The sequence below is a fragment of the Epilithonimonas sp. 33E genome (assembly GCF_059372615.1).
Genome location: NZ_CM182009.1, coordinates 3,451,627 through 3,469,579 on the forward strand (window position 1 = coordinate 3,451,627; position 17,953 = coordinate 3,469,579).

Sequence of the window (17,953 nt, forward strand, 5' to 3'; positions counted from 1 at the left end):
TTATTTTTTTACAATTTTTCGGATTTCGATGTTTCCATCTTCAAAAGTAATTTTAAGTAAATACATTCCTTTCGGATATCGTTCTAATGAAATTTTGTTTCTCGGATTGCTATCGTTCATCACCTGTTTCCCCGAAAGATCAAAAAGTGCCAGCGTTTTTATTTTCTCTTTTGAGGAAATTTGAACAAAATCAGATGCCGGATTGGGAAAAATTTGAAGATTCGTTGTTTCAGGCATTTCGGAAACGGACAAATTTGGATCTATTAAATCAATGATTTTCACAACGTTATTTCCGGTGTCCGCCACATAGAGCTTGTTTGCAGAACTATTCAGATATACGCCTTCAGGTTTGAAAAATCCGCTGCCAATCGTGGTAATGTTGTTTCCGTTCATATCCATTCTTTTAATTGCATTATTTCCGGTATCGGCGATGTACATCACATTATGCACATTATCCACCGCTACGCTGCTTGGCTGGTTGAAATTATTACCGATATTTCCCAAAGCAATGCTAGCTCCTGTCGAGAGATTAATTTTGACAATAACATTGGAAGCATAATCTGCCACATAGGCATATCCGCTGGTATCGAAATCAAATCCTTTCGCATCATTCAACACGCCCAAGTAGGTGTAGGTATATCCGAAAGGGAAGTTTAATTTTCGTCCGACGAGATAAGAATAGTTTCTTTGGGTGTAATAGTCAATCTGACCGTATGACTTCATCATATAAGGATTGGCAAGATTAGTAATATAATTGCCATAAGTATTTCCGGAAGTGTTCACAAATTTGATGACATTATCAGTTGCATCTCCGAAGTAGATGTAATCGGCATTGTTGCTGTACGCTATTCCGGCGAGCGTGTTTGTGGTGTTCCAAATGTTGGATATCTGGTAACCTCCGAAATAAGCGTTGTTCGGAACGATTTTCTTTATCGAATTGTATCCTGTAGCTACATCGTGGTCGCTGACGTAGATGTTGTTTCCCGAATCCAGCGTGATGTTTTTCGGCGAATCAAACCGGCTTCCTCTCACAGCGTAAGTATTGTCGGGGTATTTGAAGTTATACACTCTGTATTTGGCATCGGTATCATAAAAGACAAAGCTGGCATTATTCTGTGCTCTTGCTTCTACCGCCATTGGTAAAAACGGTTGTCCGGGATTGTAAACGGGAAGTGACCAATGTGTAATTACGTGTCCGTCAACACTCATAATGACAATATCCGACATACCTCCGATGACCAATCCGAGAAACGGACGAAAATCTACACAACTGATGCTGGTTCCCGAATTATCCGATATGGTATACGTGGAAAAAATGTTGTCTATTTTTACCACATTATTGTAATTGGGAAAAACAAAATAGCTGTTCCCTGCATTGTCAAAGGTAAAATCACTTGCATTCGCTACGTTATAAGGCATATTTACCATACCAACAGTGCCGTCAGACAGGCTGATTCTTCCTATTTTATTGCTAAGAGCTGGTGCGGTGTACCAGAGATAAATCCCCAGGAATTCTAAATTGGTAATGGACGTATTGGGATTTGCAAACAGTGTAGGGTTGCCGCCATTGGTTGTCATTTTAAATATTTTGCCCGAGTTGATTCCCGCAATATAGGCAACGTACAAATTGCCGTCGTTATCCAAAGCTATTGCTCCAGGTTTCCCTTTTCCGGCAGAGATTACGGTGGTTTTGTTGGCGCCGTCAATTTTTATAATGAGCTCATCTGTAGCGTCGCACACATAGATATTTCCGTCCAAATCCTGCGTAATATCGGTAGCATATGTGAAATTATATCCCAAACCTACAGTGGTAATGTTTTGCCCGAAAACCGTCATCGTAAGCAGCCACGAGCCTAAGATGAAGAATCTAAATATAGTTCTGTTTTTCATAGTAGCATCTATTTTAGAGATTTTATGAAGCAAAGTTTGTAATAATACGGACATTGGACAATCATCCAAAAAGATGATTTTTAAAGAACTACGAAAAAATCATCTTTTTGGATGATGTTTTTGCATCGCTTTAATTTTTAAATTTGTTATAAAATAATCCTGTGAAGTCAATTTGTATTTTTTTAACATTGATGATTTCCATAACCCTTTTTTCACAATCTAAAGCGGGCAGAGATCAGCTGCTTGCAAGATTAAAAACCGCCAAGGAAGACAGCAATAAAGTAAATATACTCATTGCGATTGGCAAATCTTATGAAGAAGAAAATAAGACAACTGCCGAAAAATATTATCTGCTAGCCGGAACTCTGGGTAAAAAAATTGGATATACCAACGGGATGCAAGATTTCTACGCATTTTATCTTGATTTGTACGCCCACCAGGGAAAACCCGAATCGGCACTTCCCATCGCAAAAGAAGCAGTAGCGTGGTTTCGGGAAAATAAAGATTCGTTGGGATTAGCAAAAGCTATTATGAATATTGGCACTGTTTATCTGCAAGCCGGCGATTACGAAAACGCAGCCGCAAATTTCGAAAAAGGAAGAGCTTTGTTTGCCAAGTTGGGAAATACTTTTTTTGAAGGGCAGATTTATGACAGAATGCAGCTGCTTGCCACAGATATGCATCAATACAAAAAAGGTGTAGAGTACGGTTTGAAAGCCGTCCGGAAATTGGAAAATCAAAATAGGCCGCAGCCGCTTTCCTATGCTTATCATAATCTTGCTTACAATTATCTGAAGCTCGGTCAGTTCCCTGAAGCCCGCAAAAATTTTGACAAAGCACTCTCGTATGCTGTAAAAAGCAATGAAAAGCCGGTAGAATTAATGGGTACTCTCAACATCGCCTACATCTATTTATTGGAAGGAAATCTTGATAAAGCGAAGTCTTTTGCGGATAAAGGTCTGGATCTCTCGAAACAATTTGGTTCAGAAGAGGGAATGTCCCACGCCTATTGGGGAATCGGAGAAATATATCTGAATAAAAAAGACTATAAAACCGCCGAAAAGTATGGAGACTCTGCAAATGTTTTAATCAAAAAAAATAATTTCAGAGAACAAAAGCTCAGACAGCTCCTGTTTCAATCCAAATTAGCGTATGCAATGCAGAATCCTGAAAAAGGAAATGAATATTCCAAAGATTATGAGGCTTTTCGGGACAGCTTATTAAATGAGAACCTGCAGAAAATAACTACGGATTTTGAAAAAAAATATGAATCCGCACAAAAAGATTCACAAATCAAAGAGCAGGCGGCCAAATTAAAAAACCGAAGCCTGCTCAATTATATTTTTGCAGCAATGGTAGAAGCTATCCTGTTGATTGCATTTTTAATTTACCGGAACTTAAAGCACCGCCACACCATTCAAAAGCAAAAAATCACCGAGCTTGAAACCGAAAAGCAGCTTGCCGCAACAGAAGCAGTTCTCCGGGGCGAGGAGCAGGAACGCTCTCGTCTTGCCAAAGATTTGCACGACGGTTTGGGCGGAATGCTCAGCGGTGTAAAACTATCATTTAGTGCTATGAAAGAAAATCTTATTATGACTTCTGAAAATGCGGAAGCATTTGAAAGAAGCATTCATCAGCTTGATAACAGCATTAGGGAAATGCGGCGTGTCGCCCACAATATGCTCCCCGAAAATTTGCTGAAATACGGATTGGATAATGCTTTGCGGGAATTTTGCACCGAGCTGGGGCGTACCACTTCCCTGGAAACAAGCTATCAGTCTATAGATATGGAACACCAGCCGTTTTCCCAGGAAATTTCCGTTACAGGCTACCGGATTGTTCAGGAACTTGCCAATAATGTACTGAAGCATTCGGGAGCGAAACATCTACTCGTTCAGGCACATTTTTCGGATGAAGAAAAAATGCTGCATATCACCGTTGAAGACGACGGCAAAGGATTTGAAGAAGTAATACTGTCAAGCTCGGAAGGAATCGGCTGGAAAAATATCCGGAACCGAGTACAATTTGTAAGAGGAAAAATCGATTTGAACTCAGGCATCGGAAAAGGAACATCTGTATTAATAGAAATTCCCGTATGATAAATAATATAAGCATTTTTATTGTGGACGACCATTTTATGGTTATCGAAGGTATTCGCTCCATCTTACAGGACGAAGAAAATATCAATTGGCTGGGACATTCTATGAGCGCTTCCTCGTGCATGGATTTTCTGGACAAATACCGTCCGGACGTTATTTTTATGGATATCAGCCTGCCCGATGAAAGCGGAATCGAACTTTGCAAAAAAGTAAAAAAGCAGTACCCGAGAATCAAGATTTTAGGATTAAGCACTTACAATCAGCAGTCCGTTATTCGTGATATGCTTAAAAACGGGGCTTCGGGGTATCTTTTGAAAAATGCTTCCAAAGATGAGCTTACAGATGCTATTGCATCGGTAATGAAAGGGGAAAATTATCTCTGTATGGAAGCTGCAGAATCGCTTCAGAATATTGAAAACACAAATCCTATCATCACAAAGCGGGAAAAAGAAGTTCTCAGCTTAATCTGTAATGGATTCACCAATCCGGAAATTGCCGAAAGGCTTTTCATCAGCCTGCCGACAGCCAATACTCACCGCAAAAGCTTATTACAAAAATTCGGAGCAAAAAATGTCGCCTCTTTGGTGAAAATGGCAGTGGAAGCGAAGGCTTTTCAGTGATTTTTGGAGAATAACTGTAATGAATTCATACTATTAATCCGAATCCTAACCTCAAAAAAATCGTTCTGGATTTTCTATATCGATCGAATTAAAAAAAGATAATAAATATGCAATCGTCAAAACCCACCCAACATGACGGAAAATACCATGGTAAAACAGGTGTGCAGGAACATCATTACAAATCAATAATCCATGGGATTTAAACTATAAGTGGCTTAATTTTACAAAAAAGCCTCACCAAATGGTGAGACTTTTATTTTACGCTTTATTTTCTTCTGTTTGAGGATTTTCTGGTCTGCAGAATTTGGATTCGAATCTCTGTTTCCACATTTCCTTGAACTTTTCCCGTTCTTCTTCGCTACCACAGAATTGGGTTTCGAATTTCTGCTTCCAGCTTTCTTTCATAGCATCTTGCCCGTCAAAGTGATGTCGTCTCCCGAATTTTTTCTTTCCGTTAAATCCCCCGAATAAAATCTTCGATAAAACCAAAATTCCCAAAGACTGCCAATAATTAATTGCTTTTACACCCAGAACATCAGGCAAAAGGATATTCCAAAGCCATTGGAAAAACCAGACAAATAACCCTATCGCTGCAATAATGCAAGGAATAGCTAACCAAAATTTCTTTTTATTTCTGTTCATCTCTTTAATATTAATCGTTCAAATCATCATAAAGACTTTGCAATCTTTTGCGCAGATGTTTTACTGCGTATGATTTTCTACTAATGATTGTTTTTATGTTTTCGCCTTCTTCGTCAGCAATTTCTTGTAGCGTTTTATCTTCCAATTCATTTTGGATATAAACCCGTTTTTGTTTTTCCGGTAGTTCGTCCAAAGCTTTCATCAACTCATTCCAGAACATCTCTTTGAAAACACCGAGTTCCGGATTATTACTATCATCTGCTAAAAGAATATCTTTTACATTCAGTTCGCCGTCTTCATCCTGATAGACAAAGTCTTCCAGAGATTCGCTTTTCTTTTTTCTGTAACTGTCTATGATTTTGTTTCTGGTAACCGAATACAACCAGGCACCAACATTTTCCAACTCGTTCAAGTTAGTCAACCGGCTGGTCTGAAACCAAACTTCCTGCAGAATATCTTCCGCATCTTCTGTCTTTGCCACTTTAGAATTAATAAAGCGCAAGAGTTGGGAGCCGTATTTTTTTACGACTTCCGTAATCGATGCAGATTTTTTTTCGGCCATTTGCTGTAAAGATAGCGACTCCATATGAATATGACGACGCTGATTTTTTTTTACTTTAAAAATTTTTATTTTTTTCTAAAGTATCATTAAAATATTGAATTACACGCAGCCCGGAAATAGCTGCCCAAATAAATTACATCAAAGGCAACCTCATCAACTCGTGTTTTCCAAAGATGATAGAATTGGCAGGAACGTTTCTGGAGATGACACAATTCGCACCAATGATACAGTTATCACCAATTGTTACGCCTTTTAGAATGGTAACATTACTGTAGATTTTAACATTTTTTCCGATGATTATGGGTGCTGTATTGAATTTGGTTTTGTGCCAGATGTATTCTGGTTTTGTATCGAAAGCGTGATCGTGATCATAGAATTTGCAACCTTCAGCAATACAAGTATCATCGCCTAATTCTATTTTATCCAGGCAATTAATAGAGATGTAATGACTCAGATCGACATTGTTTCCGAAAATCAATGTTCCGCCGTTTCTGATCCTAATTGCATTATGATCTCTCCAAATCACATTTTTCCCAATCTCGAATTTTGCATTATCATCCAACTCAAAAGTCGTTGCTTTTCCGATTTTAAGATCCGAATGAAGCCTGACTCCGGAATGCGAATTGAGAATGCTGTAAGAATAGAGTTTCTCAATTTTTGCAATCGTTTTGGGAATAATATTAAGAGCTTTATATATTAGATTAATCATAATTTTGTGCTTTATAATGTTCCGGAATCCACAAAAATTTCCTGTCCTGTGATAGATTTTGATTTTTCACTTGCCAAAAATAAAACTGTTTCTGCAACAGATCGCATATCGGTTTCTTTTTTCAAAGCGGTTCTTTTGAAGATTCTGTTTTTGTGATCCTGAGTGAGTTTAGCATTCATCGCAGTTTCCATATAACCCGGAACAACGATGTTGGAACGGATCCCACGTTCTCCCCATTCTCTGGAAATATTTTTGGAAAAAGACTGTAAAGCGCCTTTGGAAGAAGCATACATTGACAATCCTTTGTAACCTGTGTGCGCACTGATCGAGGAAATATGAATAATGCTTCCGGAAACCCGGTTATAGATCATGTTTCGAATCGCATATTTCGTCAAAAACATCGGCGAATACAGATTGACATCGAACATTGTTTTCAAGTCCTCGTAATTAAGATTCGTTACAATATCGTCATAAGCCATCGCCGCATTGTTGATTAATACGTGAATTGGAATTTGATTTTTGACAAAGTCTTTGAAAACTTCCTGTTTGATTTTTTCCGGATTTGACAAATCGAATGTTTTAAAAAAAAGATTCTCCGGATATTGTTTTTCAAGAGCTTTTAATTCTTCGGATTCTGTTCTGCTAATGCCGTAAACCGTGTGCCCGTTTTCCAGGAACAATTTGCTGATTTCTAAACCCACACCTCTGGAAACTCCCGTTATCAATACATTCATACTATTTTCTTTTTTCCGGTTCTGGTCAATTCTATTTTTTCAACAAAGGTTATCTTTCTCGGAATTTTAAAGTTTTGAATCTTCCCATTCAAGAAAAATCTTACTTCTTCTTCCTTCAATTCGGTATCTGGATGCAATTCGATTTCGCAGCAAATGATATTTCCTAAAACAGCATTTGCTTTCCCGTAAACCCTTACATTTCGGATTTTGGAATGCTGATTCAATTCGTCTTCCACTTCGTAAGGATTCACTTTGTAACCGCCGACATTGATCAGTTCATTCTTCCTGGATGTGAAGCGAAATCTTCTTTGTTCGTCATCAATCCATTCAATCAAATCTCCTGTTGGATAGAAATCATCAACCAAATTAAGTTGCGTGGTTTTTCCAAATAGATCTTTGTGGATATACAATTCGTCATCAACGACTTTTATCCTACCAATATGTTTTTCCTGAACAAAAAATTCATCATTCTGAGAGGAAAACAAAGGTCCTGTTTCTGTTGAACCGTAAACATTGTTGATCCTTGCATTCGGAAACGCTTTTTCGATTTCAGAGATCAGATGAGCATCCGACTTTTCGCCACCAATAGTAATTTTCTTAACCGAATTAAAAGATTCTTCCAACGGCAATAGCAATCTGTAAAAAGTGGGCGTTGACGAAAGATTCGTAATTCTATACTGTTTGATGGAATCAATTATGAAATCTTTTGGCGCTAAAAAAACATTGATTAAAAGATTTTGATTCAATATGGCCTGAAAAAAAACCTGTACACCAGCAACGTGAGTCGGATTAAAAGCAAAACCCCAAACATCATGTTTTCTCTCATCAGAAACATTAATCTTTCTGATCAGATTTTTCAAAGGATGGGTGAATTTTCTTGTAAAACCAGTCGTTCCGGAAGTGAACAATGTAATCTCTGACTGAGAATATCTGATTGAATTGATCAATTCTTCTACCGAGGAAAACTTTTTGGGATTCTCTATTTTGATTAATTGATTGATGTGTAAATCGTTTGTCTGGATCTCTTTTTCAGAGATGTCAGAGTCCATCAAAGCGATATTATTTTCATTAACCAACGCAAAAATCCAGTTGAGAAAAAAAGATTTCAGGTTGGGATAGATGTAACAATCTATATAAGTATTTTCGGAATTGATATGTTGCAGAATTTCTTCGTATGACAAAGAAAAATTCTGATCTATTAAGAAAAACATTGGAGTTTTTCGTAGATTTCATTAACCGTATTTACCAATCCATTTTCGAATATATCGATTCCAAATTCTTCTTCAATCTTTACGGTAAGTTCTGCTAGATCAAAGGAATCGAAATTAAGGTCTTCTCTAAGTTTTTGTTCGGGGCTGATTGCTGCAACAGGCTCTTCGAATTTATTTTTCTTAATAGAATTAATAATCGCTAATAATTTTTCTACCATCTTTTTGTGTTTACAGCGCAAAATTAACAATATTTTCGTGTTATTACAATTAGAATTGGAGAAATTTAGAATATAACAGATGTAAATTATTATTTTTTAATTTTTAGAAAGAATTCGGATTTATAAGTTTCGCCTATCGGAATTTCTTTTCCGGAGTTGAGGAAAACATTTTTCACATCGATTTTCTCTATTTTTTCAAGATTAAGGATAAAAGATTTATGAACTCTGGCAAAGTTTTCAGGTAATTGATTTTCCAGAGATTTTAACGTGTCAAGAACGATATATTCCTGATTTTCAGTTTTGATGTTGACGTAATCTTTGATGCTTTCTATATAAAGGATCTCATTGAAATTGATGCGATGCTGCTGACCGGAAGATTTGACAAAGAAATAAGAATCATTAGAATCCCTATTGACAGCAAAACGTTCCTGGGCTTTCAAAGCGCTTTTTTGGAAACGGTCAAACGAAATCGGTTTCAGAAGATAATCCACAACGTTGTGTTCATAGCCTTCCAAAGCATATTCTGCATAAGCTGTTGTAAGAATATACTTCAGTTTGTTGCCAACGATTTTCATAAAATTAATTCCGGTCAGTTCCGGCATTTGTATATCCAAGAAAATCAAATCGGCTTCTTTTTTCTGAATGTATTCCAAAGCCTCAATCGGATTCTCTGAAGAATAAACCAATTCCAGGAAAGGCATTTTCTCCACATAACTACTTAATAAAGAAACTGCCAGCGGCTCGTCATCGACAACAATACATTTAATTTTATTCATTTCTCAAATCAATTTTCAAATCTACAGAATATTCGGTTTCGGTTTCAATGATATTGAGTTTGTGTTTTTTGGGGTAAAGGATTTCCAGCCTTTTTATTACATTGCCAATTCCAATTCCGGAAAGAGAATCTTTTGATTTCAATTTTTTAAAATTATGAAGGTGAAACTGGAGTTTTTGATTCTCATCAGAAATTTTCAAAGTAAAACCTTTTCCACCAAAATCTCCATGTTTGAAGGCATTTTCAACAAACGGAACCAGCAACATCGGAGAAATATTAAGATTCGGGAAGTTGATTTTTTTATTAATTATTAATAATTCGGGATTTTTAATCCTGAGTTTTTCCAGTTCTATCAGACTTTCAAGATAGCCGACTTCCTTTTCCAAAGAAATAAAATCCTTCTCCAAATCTTTTGTGCTGTAACGCAGCAACTGGCTTAATTCTTCGATCGCAGGAAGGGCTTTTTCTGATTGCTGGTAAACCAAAGAATAGATATTATTAAGTGTATTAAATATAAAATGCGGATTGATCTGGGTTTTCAAAGCCTGAAGTTCCGAGTTCTTTTTTTCTTCTATCAATTGTCTCTTCTCAATTTCTGCTTCGGACATTAATTTAAAAAAACAGAAAACGGTACTTATAAAAATCGTAGTACTGCTGTAATAGATATTATCGTAAAAATAAAATCCAAAACCGGTCCCTTCGGCATAATTCCTTATTCCAAAAAAATAAGGCGAAAAAATCTCTTCTACAAAGTAGCGAATCAACACAAAACAAAAAACACTTAACAGAAAAGCAAGCAATGTCTTAGAAAGATTTTGAATATTAAAGAACTTCGGAATTACAAAAAAATAGTTAACGTAAAAACATATAAAACTTGTAATAGCAAAGGTTATTTTAAAATAATCAACTTTTGTCCCGAATATCAGATAAGGAAATATAAAAGTTCCGAGAATGTATACACACCAATAAAATAGGTGTAGAAATAATAGCTGTTGTTTTTTCATACCCAAATTTAAGCTTCTGAATTTTCTTTAACCAAATCATTTCCGACAAACCTCCTTTTTTCATCGATGAAAAAAGTTTGGTCGGATTAAAATTCTGTAAAATCTAAACACTATTTCATAAAAACATTAGTGAAAATACATTTGCATCAACAAATCAGAATTATGACAACAAAATATCTATTTATCGCCACATTATTTTCCACGCTTACTTTTGCTCAATCTCAGCAAGACAGCCTTAAGCAAATCGAGCAGGTTAATATCCTTGTAAAGAAAAAACTGCTGGAAAGAAAGGCTGACCGGTTAATCTTCAATGTTGATGCGTCCATCGCTTCACAAGGTATGGATGCAGGTGAGACTCTGGCTAATGTCCCAATGCTGAAGGTAGATGAAAATATGGGAACCATTTCAATCATTGGAAAAAGCAATGTCAATGTGATGATCAACGGGAAAATGCTGAATCTCTCTGGAATGGCTCTTCTGAATTACCTGAAATCGATTCGCTCAGAAAATATTTCAAAAATCGAAGTCATCACCACACCGCCGTCAAAATACGAAGCTCAAGGAAACAGTGGACTTATCAATATTATTCTGAAGAAAAACCCGAATCTCGGATTCAGTGGGAATATAAGCACTGGTTTGACACAACGAACTTACTTCAATGGCTACACCAACGGGACACTGAACTACCAAACCGAGAAATTTAGTCTAAGCTTAAAGACCAACTATATCAAAGGTGCAAAACGCTCTAACGAACGCTTTAATATTATTGGACAGTCCCAAAACTACAGCGAATCTACCCGAAAAGATATGTGGGAAGATTTGACACCTAGCTTAAACGCTTCTTATAAAATCAACAAGAACTCAGAAGTTGGGATTGAGTACATTTTTGATAATGGTAAAAACGGAATGAACATACTGAACACCACGAAAAACATCAGCCCGGAATTGGATGAAACTAACTTCATTACCAATACATTCCACAGAGAAAAGTCACCAACACATACTCTTAGCACTTATTATGATTTGAAGTTGGATTCGCTTGGAAAAAAACTGAGTTTAACCGGAAATTTTTACCGCAATGATAATCCAACCGAAGTTAATTTTTCAACCTTGACTTTGCCGCAAAACACCATTCAGGATGTGAAAACATTATCAAAAATAAAACCTCAGATTTTTTCTATTCAGGGTGATTTGGAACTGCCTTTTTCATTCGGGACGATAGAGACTGGTGTGAAATATAATCAGTTCAGGAATTCTGCGGATTTGAAATATCTTACGCTTGAAGATAATCAATATATCATTGATGAAGAAAAAGGAAGTCAGTTTCTGTATAAGGAAGAAAATTATGCCGCCTATGCCAGTTTTGCAAAAACCTTTGGAGAACATTGGGAAACCAAAGCAGGATTGCGTTATGAAAACACGTTGGTGAAAAGTTCTGTCAAAGATTTCACTTACGGACAGTGGTTTCCTTCGGCTTATATATCTTACAAACAGGAAAAAAACGTCTTCAGTTTGTCCTATTCCAGAAGAATCAACCGGCCAAGTATGAGCAATCTGAATCCGTTCCGCTGGTACTCTAATCCAAATTCTTACTCTACGGGAAATCCTTTGCTCACGCCGTCTTACATCAACAATTATGAGTTAGGCTATACTTATAACAACAAATTATCAGCAAGCATCTATTACCTCAGACTGAAAAATGCTTTTGGACAAGTTTCTAGTTTGGACCTGGTGTCGCAAACCGGAACTTACCTTAACTATTACAACAATAGTTTTTATGGCGCCAATCTCTCTTATACTGACAGCTTTTTCAAGTTTTGGGAAACATCATTCTCGATGAATTCGAGTTATCAGACTTCAGAAGTTTTTAATATTGAAGCTGATACGTTTGACGGATATTCGGTAAGTTATTCCTGGAACAATACATTTTTTCTCAATAAAAATAAAACGGTTGCCGTATTCCTCAACTATGAACACCAGTTGCCTTACAGAAACGTGGCATATCATTTCAAAAATTTTATGGAGATGAGTTCGGGAATCAAAATTTCATTAATGGAAAAGCAACTTCAAATCAATGCAACTGTGAACAATATTTTCGCGATGCGTTACAAAGCCGATATCTATTTTCGTGACAGCCAGCAAAGCTTCAATAATTATTGGGATGGACGCGCTTTCCGACTTAGTGTGAATTACACATTTGGGAACAAGAAAAAACAAATCCAGAAAAAGGCCATCAATTTTGAAGAAAAAGATAGAGCTCAGTAATCTATTGATGTAACAAATCGGGCTTTCGGGAGTCTAATAAGTTACAAACTAAACTATGAAGTTAAAATCTATTCTTCCAATCTCTGCATTATTTCTAAGTCAAATCTACTTTGCTCAAGAAACACCAAAAAAAGAAACCGGCAACAAAGAAAAAGAAATAGAAGCGGTAAACATTACTAAAACTAAAAAAGCCGTTGAACAAAAAGCGGACAGAACCATCTATGATTTTTCCGAGCAACCACATCTTAACTCCGGAAATACATTAGAAGGTTTACAAAAAATCCCTGGATTGGTAGTTTCCGAGATGGCGGGAATGATTTATCAGGGAAAATCGCTGGACGTTTATATGGACGGTCGTCCGCTGAATATCTACAGTTCGCAACTAACAGCTTATCTGGAAGGACTTCCGGCAAACAGCATCGAGAGAATCGAAATCATTACACAACCTGGAGCAGAATTTCCTGCAACTTCTGGTGGCGCGATTATCAATATTATCACAAGCAGAAATGCAAAATCGTATTTGTCTGCAACTTATGCCGGAGGTTATCGTTTCAGTAATTATGAGCATTACAGAAGTAAGTTCAATAATAGTTTAACGCTCAACTCAAAAAATAAATGGTTTGGATGGCAGCTGAATGTCGGACAAAATTATAATGAAAGCGAAACAAAATCCACGATTGACGAAATCTCTCGACTTTACAATGATAACGTCAACAGAAATCAATATTTGCGAAGCGCCTTCACATTTGATATCGGGCAAGACCGACTGCTTTTGAATTACAATCTATCGCTGGGTTCTTCGGATCGTTATGTGGATGGTTATTCTCTGTACAAAGGAAAAGAATCTATTGATAAGGACAAAATTGATCAAAGCAATACGAGAAATGAAGTGACGGCGACGTATCAGAAAAAATTTGACGATAAGAACAAAAAACTGGAATTCAAAGGTTCTTATACTAACTTCATTAATGATTTTGCGCAAGCAAGTCTAATTATAAAACCAGATCCAAATGCTTCAGAAAATGGTTCTAATCAGAATGTTTACAATTTCAGAATCGATTATGCACAACCAATTCAAATTTTGGATGAAGGAAAATTAAGTTTAGGTGCTTATTATGACCAATTAGAATTTTCTGCAGATCTTTTTGGAATAGAAAATCTGGATTATAAAAGTAAAACTACAGCATTTTATTCCGAAGCGAGTGCAACTAAAGGGAAAATGGATTTTGTTTTAGGTCTTCGTGGAGAGTATTACAACATTAATGGGACAAGCTTAGATTTTGAAACTGGGACTTATGATAAATTAAGATCATTTGAAAAATTCAAAGTATTTCCGAATGCGAGTATCCAGTACAATATCATTCCGAAAATCGCTTTCTTTAATGTCAATTACAACAAGAAAATCACTTTGCCTAATGTTGCTAACCTGAATCCAAACAACACCAGATACGGAGGCAATAACATCAATTTCTCAGGAAATCCCAATCTACAGCCAACGATTTTTGATAATTTCGAGATCAAGTTAAGCGCTTTGAATTACGCATTCATAGGATATAATTTCACGAATACAAAGAATCAGGTTGTTCAAATTGTAAAAAGAGAAGGTGATGCTATCTCTCAAACCAGCGACAATCTTGACCGTTTGAAAACGCATAATTTCAATATTGGATTCCCAATTCCTTTGGCCATTTTCAATACGCCGTTCAAAGACATTATGAAAATGGATATGAATCCTGACCAAGTGAGTTTTATTTTCCTCTATGGTTCTTACCAGTTGCAGCAAATGGACCAGATTATCAATCCGAAAGGCTACTGGACATATAATGTTTCCGGACAGTTTATTTTGCCATACAAAGTTAAATTCAATGCCAATTACACGTATCTTACCAAAGGAAATGAGTTCTTTTATTATCCAAACAAATCATTCTACAACACATTGAATTTATCACTGTCAAAGAAATTCAATAAAGACAGAATGACGTTAACCTTGTTTGCAAATGATGTTTTCAATACCAACGAAACGAACCTGAGAACAACTAACGCACTTCCAAACGTGTACATCAGAAATAAAAATGATACGAGAAACTTTGGACTTTCTTTCAATTATAAAATCCCGACGAAAAATAAGTTGGCGAAAGAATCTCCAAACCTGCTTAATCAGGAGAAAAAAGAAGAAACGTCCACTTTATAAAAACTAAAAAAACCGAAAGATTCCTTTCGGTTTTTTTATTAATTTATTCTTCACAAGCTTTCCAGACTGCATCGTTTTGCGGAACAGGAGCGATTATAATAACATTTTCTTTTGTCACTGGATGTACAAATTCCAATTTCCTGGCGTGAAGAGAAATTCCTCCATCAGAATTGGAACGAGGCGCGCCGTATTTCAAATCACCTTTGATTGGAATCCCAATTTTTGAAAGCTGAGCACGAATCTGATGATGTCTTCCTGTTTCCAAATCGACTTCCAATAGAAGATAATTGTCTAAGGTCTTGATCAAATTGTAGGTAAGTATCGATTCTTTTGCGCCTTCAGTTGCTTTGGGATAGACAATCGCCTTATTATTTTTCTCATTTTTCTTGAGATAATGAACCAATCTCTGCGACTGTGGAATCATTTCTTTTCCAACAACTGCCCAATATGTTTTTTTAACTTCACGATTCTTTACCATCTGAGTCAATCGGGAAAGCGCTTTGGAAGTTTTTGCATAGATAACCAAGCCCGAAGTTGGTCTGTCAATCCTGTGAACCAAACCAAGAAAAACATTACCTGGTTTTTTATCTCTTTTCTTGATGAAATCTTTAATCAGTTCCAGCAAAGACAAGTCACCGGTTTTGTCGCCCTGAACAAGTTGTCCGGCTTTTTTGTTGATGACAAGCATATGATTGTCTTCGTAAACGATTTGAGAATCGTCAAAATATTGACTCATTTTATTTACTAAATAATTACAGTAAGTGTTGCAGCTTTTTCCAGGTTTCTGGGTCATAAAGACCTTGACTTTTCAGATAATCTGCAATTTCTCTCAAGTCACTAATCAACTCAATGGAAACCGGAATTTCCTTTAATTTATTATGGGAAATTATTTCCTGCATCTCTTTCAGTTTTTTCAACAGCTTTTCCATTTGATTGAATTTTTCTTGTCTAGCCGCCAAAGTATCAATTGTAAAGTTTTCTATTCTTTCAACCAAATCATCCAATTCCTGCAAATCCTGCACGGCTTCGAAATCGTCATTTTCGATAGCCAGTTTCTGCATATAACTTTTATATTCGAGAATCAGAGCCGGCGCTTCAGTAATGGGACAATCGGCAATCCATTCTTCGAATTCTAGCTCATCGTTATCCAGAAAACGTTGTATTTCTTCTTGGTAATTCATCAAAATTGTGTTTTAAAATTTCCTATTAAAATTAATAAAAAATTTTAAACTATCGATGTTGTTGCAGAAGCCACTTCGGTATTTCGTCCACAAGTTCTGCCGAAAGGATATTGTTATGATATTTGTCTTTATATTCCCAAAGAAAAACTTGACCTTTAGATTTCATTTCATCAAAAAATTTGAAATTGCTTTGAGGAAAATTATCCGTGTCTAAACTTCCGTGAACAATCCAAATCGGCATTGTGAGAAATTCATCTATTTTATCAAATTGAGAAATTCCGGAAACATTAATTGCAGCGGCAAATAAGTCAGGTCTTTTGGAAATCGCATTGGAAGTCGTCGCGCCTCCCATAGAAAATCCCATGACATAGATTCTGTTACGGTCAATATTTTCATTAATGACTAAAGAATCAATGGACTTCAAAACCAAATCCAAATACTCATTAGACTCAGAAACTTTAACATTTCTACTTTCATCGAGATGATAATTGGAGGAACGAATTGGGAATTGTGGTGCTAAAACATAAACCGGATATTGTTTTCTATTTTCTGGCAACAGCCACATTTTGGACAAAACGCCCATTTGAGAAGTATTATTCGTACCAATTGCACCAGAACCGTGAAATACCAAAACCAACGGATACTTCTTATTTTGTTCAACTTTTTTTGGTTTTAGAAAACGATAATTCACAACTACTTTTCCGTTATCAAATTTTCCGGGTTTGAAATCAGAATAATCTAAGCTTTTGATGTATTTGATTCTGGCCAAAGATTGTAAAGAGTCGGCTTTATCAAGAATTTCAGTCTTTGTTCCATATTTCATTTTCTGCGAAGTGCATGAAAATAAAAATAAAACAGAAAATAGAATTGTAAAAATTTTAGAAATCATTCTTTATTATTTTAACCACAAAAGTCACAAAAGAAATATTCATCAAATCTTTTGTGACTTTTGTGGTTTATTCTTAAAGTTTAATAACTTTCCTTGTCATTTGGAAAATCAGAACTTTTCACATCTTTTACATACTGAGAAACTGCTCCTGTAATTTCAGAGTACAAATCCAAATACCTTCTTAAGAATTTTGGAGAAAAACCTTGATTCATCCCAACCATATCGTGATAAACCAAAACCTGACCATCGCAATCTGGTCCGGCTCCGATTCCGATAGTCGGGATAGAAATGCTTTCCGATGCTTTTTTAGCAAGCGTTGCAGGAATTTTTTCCAAAACAACAGCAAAACATCCTAATTCTTCCAACAATTTGCAGTCAGAAATCAATTTTTCAGCTTCCGCTTCTTCCTTTGCTCTTACTTTATAAGTCCCGAATTGATAGATACTTTGTGGTGTCAAACCAAGATGTCCGCAAACAGGGATTCCTGCGTTCACTATTTTTCTGATGGAATCTTCAATTTCTTTTCCACCTTCGATTTTGATGGCGTGTGCGCCACCTTCTTTCATCATTCTCACTGCAGAATCCAAGGCCTTTTCAGGATTACTTTGATACGTTCCGAAAGGCAAATCTGCCACAACCAAAGCTCTTTCTACACCACGAACAACGCATTGTGTATGATAAATCATTTGGTCAAGTGTAATTGGCAAAGTCGTTTCGTGGCCAGCCATAACGTTTGCCGCAGAATCTCCAATTAATATAGAATCCACACCGCCTGCGTCCACCATTTTCGCTGTTGTAAAATCATAAGCCGTCAGCATTGTAATCTTTTCCTTATCGAATTTCATTTTTCGTAAGGTTTCAGTCGTGATTTTTTTAATTTCAGAATGTACAGACATAGGAATTATAAGTGATAAATTATTAATGATAATTGATCATTAATAACGATTGATATTGTAGAATTGA

The 17,953-nt window shown here is 36.2% G+C and carries 17 protein-coding genes; 4 read left to right on the plus strand and 13 right to left on the minus strand.

All coding sequences use genetic code 11. From position 1 onward, the window contains the following. A complete protein-coding gene (locus tag AC5P2S_RS15810; RefSeq protein WP_494555546.1) occupies positions 1 to 1,890 on the minus strand; it encodes a T9SS type A sorting domain-containing protein in 1,890 nt (629 codons plus the stop codon). Positions 1,891 to 2,081: 191 nt separating this feature from the next. Here AC5P2S_RS15810 and AC5P2S_RS15815 point away from each other — a divergent pair, with 191 nt between their 5' ends. After that, positions 2,082 to 3,989: a tetratricopeptide repeat-containing sensor histidine kinase gene (locus AC5P2S_RS15815; RefSeq protein ID WP_494555547.1), complete on the plus strand. Its 1,908-nt coding sequence runs from the start codon at positions 2,082 to 2,084 to the stop codon at positions 3,987 to 3,989. Further along, the gene (locus AC5P2S_RS15820) at positions 3,986 to 4,609 is read left to right on the plus strand and encodes a response regulator (RefSeq protein WP_494555548.1); all 624 of its coding nucleotides are present in this window, start codon (positions 3,986 to 3,988) and stop codon (positions 4,607 to 4,609) included. The genes AC5P2S_RS15815 and AC5P2S_RS15820 overlap by 4 nt, the downstream gene beginning before the upstream one ends. A gap of 258 nt (positions 4,610 to 4,867) precedes the next feature. Here AC5P2S_RS15820 and AC5P2S_RS15825 read toward each other — a convergent pair whose 3' ends face one another. The 8 genes from AC5P2S_RS15825 to AC5P2S_RS15860 all read right to left on the minus strand — a co-directional run bounded on the left by AC5P2S_RS15825 (position 4,868) and on the right by AC5P2S_RS15860 (position 10,068). Beyond that, on the minus strand, positions 4,868 to 5,251 hold the full coding sequence (locus AC5P2S_RS15825; protein ID WP_494555549.1) for a hypothetical protein: 384 nt from the start codon (positions 5,249 to 5,251) through the stop codon (positions 4,868 to 4,870). Between the two features lie 10 nt (positions 5,252 to 5,261). Then, a complete protein-coding gene (locus tag AC5P2S_RS15830; RefSeq protein ID WP_494555550.1) occupies positions 5,262 to 5,813 on the minus strand; it encodes an RNA polymerase sigma factor in 552 nt (183 codons plus the stop codon). Positions 5,814 to 5,946: 133 nt separating this feature from the next. Further along, a complete protein-coding gene (locus AC5P2S_RS15835) occupies positions 5,947 to 6,522 on the minus strand; it encodes an acyltransferase (protein ID WP_494555551.1) in 576 nt (191 codons plus the stop codon). Positions 6,523 to 6,533: 11 nt separating this feature from the next. Continuing rightward, complete coding sequence (locus AC5P2S_RS15840) at positions 6,534 to 7,256, minus strand: SDR family oxidoreductase (protein ID WP_283417646.1); 723 nt, start codon at positions 7,254 to 7,256, stop codon at positions 6,534 to 6,536. Then, a complete protein-coding gene (locus tag AC5P2S_RS15845; RefSeq protein ID WP_494555552.1) occupies positions 7,253 to 8,467 on the minus strand; it encodes an ANL family adenylate-forming protein in 1,215 nt (404 codons plus the stop codon). The genes AC5P2S_RS15840 and AC5P2S_RS15845 overlap by 4 nt, the downstream gene beginning before the upstream one ends. Further along, complete coding sequence (locus AC5P2S_RS15850) at positions 8,455 to 8,685, minus strand: acyl carrier protein (RefSeq protein ID WP_494555553.1); 231 nt, start codon at positions 8,683 to 8,685, stop codon at positions 8,455 to 8,457. Before AC5P2S_RS15850 ends, AC5P2S_RS15845 begins: the two co-directional genes overlap by 13 nt. Positions 8,686 to 8,774: 89 nt before the next feature. After that, a complete protein-coding gene (locus AC5P2S_RS15855; protein ID WP_494555554.1) occupies positions 8,775 to 9,461 on the minus strand; it encodes a LytR/AlgR family response regulator transcription factor in 687 nt (228 codons plus the stop codon). Beyond that, positions 9,454 to 10,068: a sensor histidine kinase gene (locus tag AC5P2S_RS15860; protein WP_283417642.1), complete on the minus strand. Its 615-nt coding sequence runs from the start codon at positions 10,066 to 10,068 to the stop codon at positions 9,454 to 9,456. Before AC5P2S_RS15860 ends, AC5P2S_RS15855 begins: the two co-directional genes overlap by 8 nt. Before the next feature lie 558 nt (positions 10,069 to 10,626). On the opposite strand from AC5P2S_RS15860, the gene AC5P2S_RS15865 reads away from it, so the two are divergent. Both AC5P2S_RS15865 and AC5P2S_RS15870 read left to right on the plus strand, forming a co-directional pair. Beyond that, positions 10,627 to 12,729, plus strand: a complete 2,103-nt coding sequence (locus AC5P2S_RS15865; protein ID WP_494555555.1) for a TonB-dependent receptor domain-containing protein — start codon at positions 10,627 to 10,629, stop codon at positions 12,727 to 12,729. A 55-nt stretch (positions 12,730 to 12,784) separates the two neighbouring features. Beyond that, positions 12,785 to 14,920: an outer membrane beta-barrel protein gene (locus AC5P2S_RS15870; protein WP_494555556.1), complete on the plus strand. Its 2,136-nt coding sequence runs from the start codon at positions 12,785 to 12,787 to the stop codon at positions 14,918 to 14,920. A 43-nt stretch (positions 14,921 to 14,963) separates the two neighbouring features. Here the strand turns inward: AC5P2S_RS15870 and AC5P2S_RS15875 are convergent, their stop codons facing one another. From AC5P2S_RS15875 to panB, 4 genes are all read right to left on the minus strand, one after another. Continuing rightward, positions 14,964 to 15,656: an RluA family pseudouridine synthase gene (locus AC5P2S_RS15875; protein ID WP_494555557.1), complete on the minus strand. Its 693-nt coding sequence runs from the start codon at positions 15,654 to 15,656 to the stop codon at positions 14,964 to 14,966. Positions 15,657 to 15,672: 16 nt separating this feature from the next. Beyond that, positions 15,673 to 16,101 (minus strand): hypothetical protein, encoded by a 429-nt coding sequence (locus AC5P2S_RS15880; RefSeq protein WP_494555558.1) that lies wholly within the window; start codon positions 16,099 to 16,101, stop codon positions 15,673 to 15,675. 49 nt (positions 16,102 to 16,150) lie between these two features. Next, positions 16,151 to 16,924, minus strand: a complete 774-nt coding sequence (locus tag AC5P2S_RS15885; protein ID WP_494555559.1) for a carboxylesterase family protein — start codon at positions 16,922 to 16,924, stop codon at positions 16,151 to 16,153. A gap of 146 nt (positions 16,925 to 17,070) precedes the next feature. Continuing rightward, positions 17,071 to 17,886 carry a 3-methyl-2-oxobutanoate hydroxymethyltransferase gene (gene panB / locus AC5P2S_RS15890; RefSeq protein ID WP_283417636.1) on the minus strand — a complete coding sequence of 272 codons (816 nt, stop codon included), beginning with the start codon at positions 17,884 to 17,886 and terminating at the stop codon, positions 17,071 to 17,073. Positions 17,887 to 17,953 lie beyond the last annotated feature (67 nt).